This is a genomic window from Acinetobacter johnsonii, assembly GCF_048551975.1.
In the GTDB taxonomy this organism is placed as follows: Bacteria; Pseudomonadota; Gammaproteobacteria; order Pseudomonadales; family Moraxellaceae; genus Acinetobacter; species Acinetobacter johnsonii_A.
In genome coordinates, this window is record NZ_JBIMCF010000046.1 from 1 (window position 1) to 7,929 (window position 7,929).

The 7,929-nt window shown below is 40.7% G+C and carries 6 protein-coding genes; 3 read left to right on the forward strand and 3 right to left on the reverse strand.

The genetic code is table 11. The annotated features are described in order from the left end of the window. Nucleotides 1–588 precede the first annotated feature (588 nt). From ACG9ZB_RS16225 to ACG9ZB_RS16235, 3 genes are all read right to left on the reverse strand, one after another. Nucleotides 589–1,146, reverse strand: coding sequence for a biliverdin-producing heme oxygenase (locus ACG9ZB_RS16225; protein WP_039254943.1), 558 nt, complete (start codon nt 1,144–1,146; stop codon nt 589–591). Between the two features lie 115 nt (nt 1,147–1,261). Further along, nucleotides 1,262–3,835: a TonB-dependent hemoglobin/transferrin/lactoferrin family receptor gene (locus tag ACG9ZB_RS16230; protein WP_419326757.1), complete on the reverse strand. Its 2,574-nt coding sequence runs from the start codon at nt 3,833–3,835 to the stop codon at nt 1,262–1,264. Between the two features lie 134 nt (nt 3,836–3,969). After that, the gene (locus ACG9ZB_RS16235; RefSeq protein WP_000368857.1) at nt 3,970–4,410 is read right to left on the reverse strand and encodes a YbaN family protein; all 441 of its coding nucleotides are present in this window, start codon (nt 4,408–4,410) and stop codon (nt 3,970–3,972) included. 769 nt (nt 4,411–5,179) lie between these two features. Here ACG9ZB_RS16235 and tnpA point away from each other — a divergent pair. The 3 genes from tnpA (at nt 5,180) to tnpC (ending at nt 7,682) form a co-directional block, all read left to right on the forward strand. Beyond that, nucleotides 5,180–5,608: an IS66-like element accessory protein TnpA gene (gene tnpA / locus ACG9ZB_RS16240; RefSeq protein WP_179997556.1), complete on the forward strand. Its 429-nt coding sequence runs from the start codon at nt 5,180–5,182 to the stop codon at nt 5,606–5,608. Then, the gene (tnpB, locus tag ACG9ZB_RS16245) at nt 5,605–5,940 is read left to right on the forward strand and encodes an IS66 family insertion sequence element accessory protein TnpB (protein ID WP_004642106.1); all 336 of its coding nucleotides are present in this window, start codon (nt 5,605–5,607) and stop codon (nt 5,938–5,940) included. Before tnpA ends, tnpB begins: the two co-directional genes overlap by 4 nt. A gap of 74 nt (nt 5,941–6,014) precedes the next feature. After that, nucleotides 6,015–7,682, forward strand: a complete 1,668-nt coding sequence (gene tnpC, locus ACG9ZB_RS16250; protein WP_419326758.1) for an IS66 family transposase — start codon at nt 6,015–6,017, stop codon at nt 7,680–7,682. Nucleotides 7,683–7,929 lie beyond the last annotated feature (247 nt).

Genomic DNA, 7,929 nt, shown 5'->3' on the forward strand with positions numbered 1-7,929 from the left:
CACTAATTTAATTCTCTTATCTATTCAATAAATAATAATACTATAACGATTTTATTGGAGGTTTTTTGATTCTATTTAACATAATGGTGGTTATACGAAACGCATATAAAAATAGTTTTATATTTCAAAAAGTTATGCTATAAAAAATCGGGGACGCAAACCCGAAAAGCCGACTTGGAAACAAGTCGGCTTTTTTATGAGCGATTTTGATAGTTCTTGCCAATAATTTTGTTTAAAAAGTAGTCGATTTTGCGGTTTTTCTAATATTCTCAACGTCCCAGGATCTAAAATTATCCCCATTTCCTGCTGATAAACCTGGGACAGTTTTTAGCCTATCTTGTACGCATATGCTAACAACAATTCCGGCCCTTTGCGTCTATACGCAATAATAGAATTTTCATATGATTAAGTGGTCAGGAACAGGAAGTTCCATATAATTAAAAATAAGCACCAGGATGGCGCTATATAAGACACGCAAGAGCACAGAGACCTAATGTTCCAATAAAAAACCCTGGCAGGATGCCGGGGTTTTTTATTGTTTATCCTTTCTCATTTGCAAAAACAAGCATAATGCCCTTGAAATATAGACTATACTTGACGAATCACTCGTTTAAAAAATGCGAATGCATCCTCGGCCCCTTGTAACGCTTGTTGCCGCTGTTCTGATGTTAATTCTAGACCATCTAGCTGCTCTTTAAATTTGCGCCAATGTCTCATTCGCCCTTCTTCATGCGCAGCCAAATGTCTGGCTCCATAAGAATCACTTAGATTCAGCTTTTGTGCCTCTTTACACAAAATTGCTGCACCTAAATTTGAGCCCTCAGAACAGTACAGCCAGCCAATAGCCTCAAAACCACTTGGATTAGGTTGCTCCTCGACCATTGAAACTGGATTAACATTAAGATCTTGCATATCCTTAGAGATTTGCTTTAAGCGTGATAGCTGACTCAGACCTTCGATTTTATAGTTCCAATCAAGATCATCATAGATAGGCTTTAGAGTCTTCTGAAAGATATCTTGCGCTTGCAAAAACTTACTATAATTCTCAACAGAGGCAAACGGGTGCATAGATAAAACAAGCGCATCTACACTATCATGTGTTTGACGGGAATACTTTTTTAATGCTTCACTAAGCGGTAAATTCATAATAGTTCCTAAAAGTGTGTGGTTGTTAGATATGATGAGTGTGGTTGTGTTTTATGATGCTATGTTCAAGTTCCCCCCTGAATTGGACAATGCGCTACTGATTTTAGCTGATTCGCTAAAACTCGTAAGTTAGACCCACCTTATAATTTCTACCAGGTGCGGTGAATCTCTCAATACCAACGCCTTTATCATCTACCATAGAGTTGACGTTTAATTCTGCCAATGAGCGTAGGCTGTCCCACGGAACATAATTGGTATTAAAGAGGTTAAATATTCCTGCTGATAGTTTTAATTGTGAGCCTATTTTTTTACTGCCATAGACATCATAGACATAGGCTGATTTAGACCTATCAATATGTTTGTAAGGCGCTATATACTCCTGATAAGGTGAATTAAAGCCATTAGATTCTAAATTAACAACCTTTGCATCATTGGGATGCTTTCTGCCTAAATACCTCAGGTTTCCTGATAACTGCCAATCTTTTTTAGAGGATTGATACCCTATACCTAACATCGCATTCAAAGGCTGAGTAGCCAGTAGGTTGGTTCCTTTATCGCTTTCGTCTTTAGCATAATTTAAATTAGCAAACACCTTGATATCGCCCTCTGTATCAACCAATTGAGCAATATCCCACATACCACCTAAGCGTATACCATACGTCTTTGCATTGCCGATATTCTTAGCGCCAATCATATTGACAGTATGAGGGGAACATACAGGCTTACCACTCGAATAGTCTTCGTAGCATCTTTCTTGTTCTTCCTGATAATTTAATAAGCTAATAAAGTCGCTATATTTCGTATAAAAACCAGTAGCTTTAAAGCTAAAATCCTTATATTCACCTCGCAAACTTATTTCATGGTTAAGTGATTTCTCAGGCTTTAGGTGAAAATTAGGCGTTAAACTGTTTCCCATCATCTCAAATGCAGAATACATCTGACTTGTCGCTGGCGCCATAAAGCCGGTAGATATTTGATACTGTGCCTGCAAATCAGGGGTTAGTTCGTAATTAACGGAGAACATTCCTCCTATGTTACTCATTGTTTTATTGTGATCAAATTCACCGTTTTCGTAGGCGATACGCACAGGATAATATTTGCTGGATTTTTCAATCCCTTTTTTATTAATCTCATCCATATAGGGCTTATAGTTATAGTGGTCATACCGAATGCCAAGCACTGTATCTAGCTTATCGGTGAGGTTGATTTTATCCTGAACAGCAATATTAAATACGTCTTGTTTCACCGATGGACCAAGGAAATCATACCAAGATTCAGTTGTGCCCGAAGAAGGAATAAATGATTCCTCTAAGATAAGCTTATGATCTTTTTTTGCATACTTTGTATTTACTGAAAATATATGCTCACCGAATTTTTCAGTTTGTACAGGAAAACTGCTCGCTGTGATACTTAGTTGCAAAGTCTTATCTATTTGAGGACGATGCTTTAAACCATCTAGCCTGTAATTATCCGTCCCCCAATCTTGGCTATAGGTTTCTGTATTTGCAGCGGCTTTAGCCTTTTGGTAGTTTAGGCTGGTATCTATTTGGTCAATTAATTCACTGTTAGAAGGGATGTACCTATGACTTATGCCATAGCTCTCTAATTCGACGTTGTCTTTACCAATTCTTGGTGAAAAAGTCTTTCTTGAAAAGTTATTAGATAGCGTATCTGTTTTTTGCTTTGTAGCATGAAAGCCTAACCTACTCTCTTCATTCAAATGGACATACAGTTTCGCTAACGCCGCTTCTGTTTCGTAAGTCAAGGGATCAGGCAATATCGCTGCTGTATTGCTTCTATAACCCGTGCGGGGATAAGCATAGTCTGGATCATTGATAAAGTCATATGCAGGATTAAGCTTTTCTTTATCAAAACCTATCATACGATGATTTTTCGTTTCATGGCCTCTACGATGCACGTAATTAATTATTGCTTCAAGCTTATCGTTCCTTCCTGCCAAACCAAAGGATTCGCTGATCTCTTCATTGCTGCTGCTATAACCTGTTTTGGCATAGCCGCCAAGTTGACGATTAGGTTTTATTAAATCTTCTGGGTCTTTGGTTTTGAAACTAACAGCCCCTCCCATTGCACCACTGCCTGAATTAAAAGAATCAGAACCAACCTCAAACGCTACCTCAGATAAAATTTCCACATCAGGGGACAGCCGCCCTTCAAACATGTAACCATAGGCTGAAAATATCTCGTTAACTTGCTTATCTGGCAGGCTAACGCCATCTAGGTTTAACGCTACTCTATTGCCATCCACACCTCTGATAGCGTAGCCATTACTACCATATCGACCTGCATCTGACACACTTATATCAGGGTTATAACGAACTAAGTCTTTATTACTATCAATCAAGTTATCTGAAATGGTTTTGGCTGTTTTGATGTCGTCCCCTACGTTTATAGGGGGATTTTTTTTAGCATAAACAGTGATTTTGTCCATGTATAATGTCGGTAGATCTTCTTCTTTCTGCTGAATATCCGCTAAGGCAGATTGATACATTAAAGTCCCAACAAGAATACTTAATAGGGTTTTAGACCTAATTTCGAGAATAGGTATATGTATCGACTTTCTATAAGCTGAACCCTTGAGCATCCCCAATTTCCTGTAGTAAAAATTAACTACCACTCTCTTCACATCTACATTGTCGTTAAAGAAAGCAGCATTAACCATTGTTAACATTGTGCTTACACTATAAAATATTTTGATTACAATGTAAATGACAATCATTATCATAAATAGAATAAGTAATCTGAGAGGGTTTTGCTTTTTATAAAGTAGGGAGTGAAAGAGACATCTTGTGATAATAATAGGAGTTAGGCATCGGGTAATCGAGACATCCATATCGCAACAGTGATACATATCACACATGTAGCCCAAGCAAGCCATTGCCAATTATCAGAAAATCGGTAGAACAACATACCGCAAGAAAGCGCCATCATTGACCAGGCCAAATATTTAGCTTTACGCGGAATTGCACGATGCTGCTGCCAGTCAATGACCATTTTGCCAAATATTTTATGATTAAGAAGCCAGTTATTAAATTTAATGGAACCTTTGGCCCAACAGGTGGCAGTAAGCAAAATAAAGGGGGTGGTGGGTAGGACTGGAAGAACAATTCCGATTAAACCTAGTATAAAAAAAACAGCGCCTAGAATCATAAATATTAGGCGAACGAAACGGTTATGGTGCATCTGACTATGGGCTATTTCTTTCTGTAACGTCTTTTGCTGGGGAGAGGGATATATGTTGTCCATGAGAAAGCAGCTCGATAATCATGCGGTAAATACAAATTATTCAATAAATCATTAATTATCTAGCTAAAATATAGACAAATTAACAATTCCTAACTTTGCATTATAAGTGATAATCATTACCATTAACAAGAAAAGCTTAGAATTAATTGATATTCTGTGGCCAGTCCTCATCACGAACACCTCTTGTACCAGCTATGCTTTAGCCCTGCTTGATCTATACTAAAGGGGGATGAACAATTTAGATATTTAGATTCCATAGCATCTAAGCAACCTTAGTAAAATTGCACTTATATTTAGAAATACTAGATCATATAAAAACCATTATTTAACATAAAATCTCATCTACGAAATCCAGATTCAAGACATAAAAAAGCCCGACATCCTGTCGGGCTTTTTTAGATTGGGTTGCTCGTCTTGCTGATCTCGTGCTGCCCATTCCTTGCGCTACTTTCTTATTCTTGTTTTTCTGGAAACATCCTGTTCCCTATATAGCCATCATAGGATTAATGCCTTGAATTACCAATCCGCAAAATCCTTAAATCTGTGTAAGTTTTAGCTTACAAAGTTGGCTTATTTTATCCCAAGAGTTGTCCGCAGAAATTGGGGATTATTTCTGAATTGTGAACCTTGATAAATCAGGAAAAACTGCAAAAGAGAATGTTTTTTGATCAATTTTATTGGCTAAAAGGTAAGCGTCCGCTGAGCCCCACTTTTTCTAACTCATTAATACCGCGATAGTGTCCACTAAATTTTAAGTGGACACCTATTTATGGATTTAAAGACAGTTATAGACAGCACACCAACGCTAAAAAAGCCTCGTCGAACCTTCACTGCTGAATTTAAACATCAACTTATTCAGCAATGCCAGCAGCCAGATACATCAGTGGCCAAGGTCGCAATGCAACATCAGATCAATGCCAATCTGTTGCATAAATGGATTCGTCAATCCAGATCAATACCCCCTGCATTAACACCCCCACCTAGTCCACAGACTGACTTTCTTCCGGTCATGCTTCACCCGACTCCAGCCAAACAAGACGCACCTCCGCTATCTGTGCCGGAGAAGAATACTGTCGCTCATATCAGAATTCCACTGCATCAGAAACAATGTTCTGCAAGAGATCAGGTGATCGAAATCGAATGGCCAGTGGAATCGGCCAAGGAGTTGCTACTTTTACTTCAGGGCTTGATCAAATGATCCGTATCGATGAAATCTGGCTCTCTACCCAGCCGATGGATATGCGTGCGGGTATGGATACGGCTATGGCGCAGGTGGTGAGAGCCTTTGGCTACATCAAACCGCATTGTGCTTACCTGTTCTGTAATAAACGTGGCCATCGCATGAAAGTGCTGGTACATGATGGACTGGGGATCTGGCTGTGTGCCCGGCGGTTGGAACAGGGCAAATTTCACTGGGCTAAAGTTCACCAGGGTGAAAGCGTAGCCCTCAGCCCGGAACAGTTACAGGCACTGATCCAGGGTTTGCCCTGGCAGCGCATTGGACGACAGCAGGTGGTCACAATGCTCTAAACCAGGCTCGACCATTCTGCCATCCTCCAAACGTTCTATTTCATTCTTCTCATGACCTCAGGCATACTGCGGTCATGAATACGCTGCCAGATTTAAGCCAACTGACCCATGAACAACTGCTGGAATTTACCCAGCAGTTGGCGATGCAGCATCAACAACTCGCAGAAGATAAACAACAATTAGATGTTCAAGTTCAACATCTGGAAGTATCAAATCAACAATTAGATGCCAAAGTTCAACATCTTGAAGTCACCAATCAGCAATTAGATTCTAAAGTTCAGCATCTTTCTATTCTCAATCAAAAATACGAGCATGAACTGGCGCTGTTTAAACAGCACAAATTCGGTAGTAAAAACGAACATCTCACCGCAAAACAAATCCATCTGTGGGATGAGGCGGTCGAAGAAGATATCGCAGCAGTCGATCTGGAACTGGAGCGAGTGAATGCAGATAAAACCGATGCAGCAACACAGAAAGCCACAGTCAACAAACCTAAACGTCGACTGCTACCCGATCATCTACACACCATCCGTATTGAGCATGAACCTGCATCAACCCAATGCAGTTGTGGCTGCCAGTTACGTCGTATCGGCGAAGATATCAGTGAAAAACTGCATTTCAGACCGGCACAGTTCTATAAGGAACAGCATGTACGTGGCAAATGGGTCTGTGATCAGTGTGACACCCTGACTCAGCAAGCGATGCCCGCCTATGTGATTGATAAAGGTATTGCCAGTCCTGAACTGCTCAGCCATGTGCTGGTATCGAAGTATGCCGATCATTTGCCGCTGTACCGTCAGCGCCTGATCTATCATCGGGCGGGCATTGATCTGTCCAGATCCACGTTATCTGACTGGATAGGTCGCTGCGGTGTGGAACTGGAACCTCTGGCCAATGCCTTAAAACAGGTGGTGCTGCAACAGCGGGTGATCCATGCCGATGAAACGCCGGTCACCATTATGCGGATGGGTGAGAATGAGAAAAAACCGAAGAAAGGTTATGTCTGGGCCTATGCCACCACACAGCACAATCCAGTTCAAGCGGTGATCTATGACTTTCAGGATAGCCGTTCTGGTCAGCATGCAGAAGAGTTCCTGAATGGCTGGCAGGGGCATCTGGTCTGTGATGATTACAGTGGTTATAAAGCACGCTTTAAATCAGGCGATGTCATTGAGGTGGGCTGCATGGCGCATGCGCGTCGTAAATTCCATGAACTGCATGTGACCGGGAAAAGTCAGGTCGCTGAACAGGCCTTAGTGCTGATTCAGAAACTGTATGCGATAGAAGCAGAACTCAGGAAAAAGACCGATGGTACAGCAGAACAGCGCCGCGAATATCGGCAAAAGCATAGTCAACCGGTGATGCAACAACTGTATGAATGGCTCAACCAACATTATCTGACGGTGCCATCGAGTTCTCCAACTGCCAAGGCGATCAATTACAGCCTAAAACGTTGGCAGGCACTCTGCCGCTATCTGGATGATGGTAATTTGCCTATAGATAATAACTGGATTGAAAATCAGATGCGCCCCTGGGCGTTGGGACGTAAGAACTGGCTGTTTGCTGGCTCGCTGCGCAGCGGCCAACGAGCTGCCAATATCATGACTTTAATCCAGTCAGCAAAGCTGAATGGACTGGATCCGTATGCCTATTTAAGTGATGTGCTGAAAAGGCTGCCAACGCATAAAGTGACCCAAATAGAAGAATTACTGCCACACCGCTGGAAATCCGACCAAAATTAAAAAATAGGCATGGGATTCAGCGGACGCTTACGCTAAAAGTTACCGTTTTGCTTAAAAAGAAACCGACTTGTTTCCAAGTCGGCTTTTTAGGTTTTGCGTCCCAATTTTTTATAGCATAACTTTTTGAAATATAAAACTATTTATGATTACTGTTATTCACCAATTAAAATGTCTATGCGATAAACCATTTAAAATGTCCTGTTTTTAACCATAAGAGTCAAGCACAGGATTTAAATTTCTTTGTTCA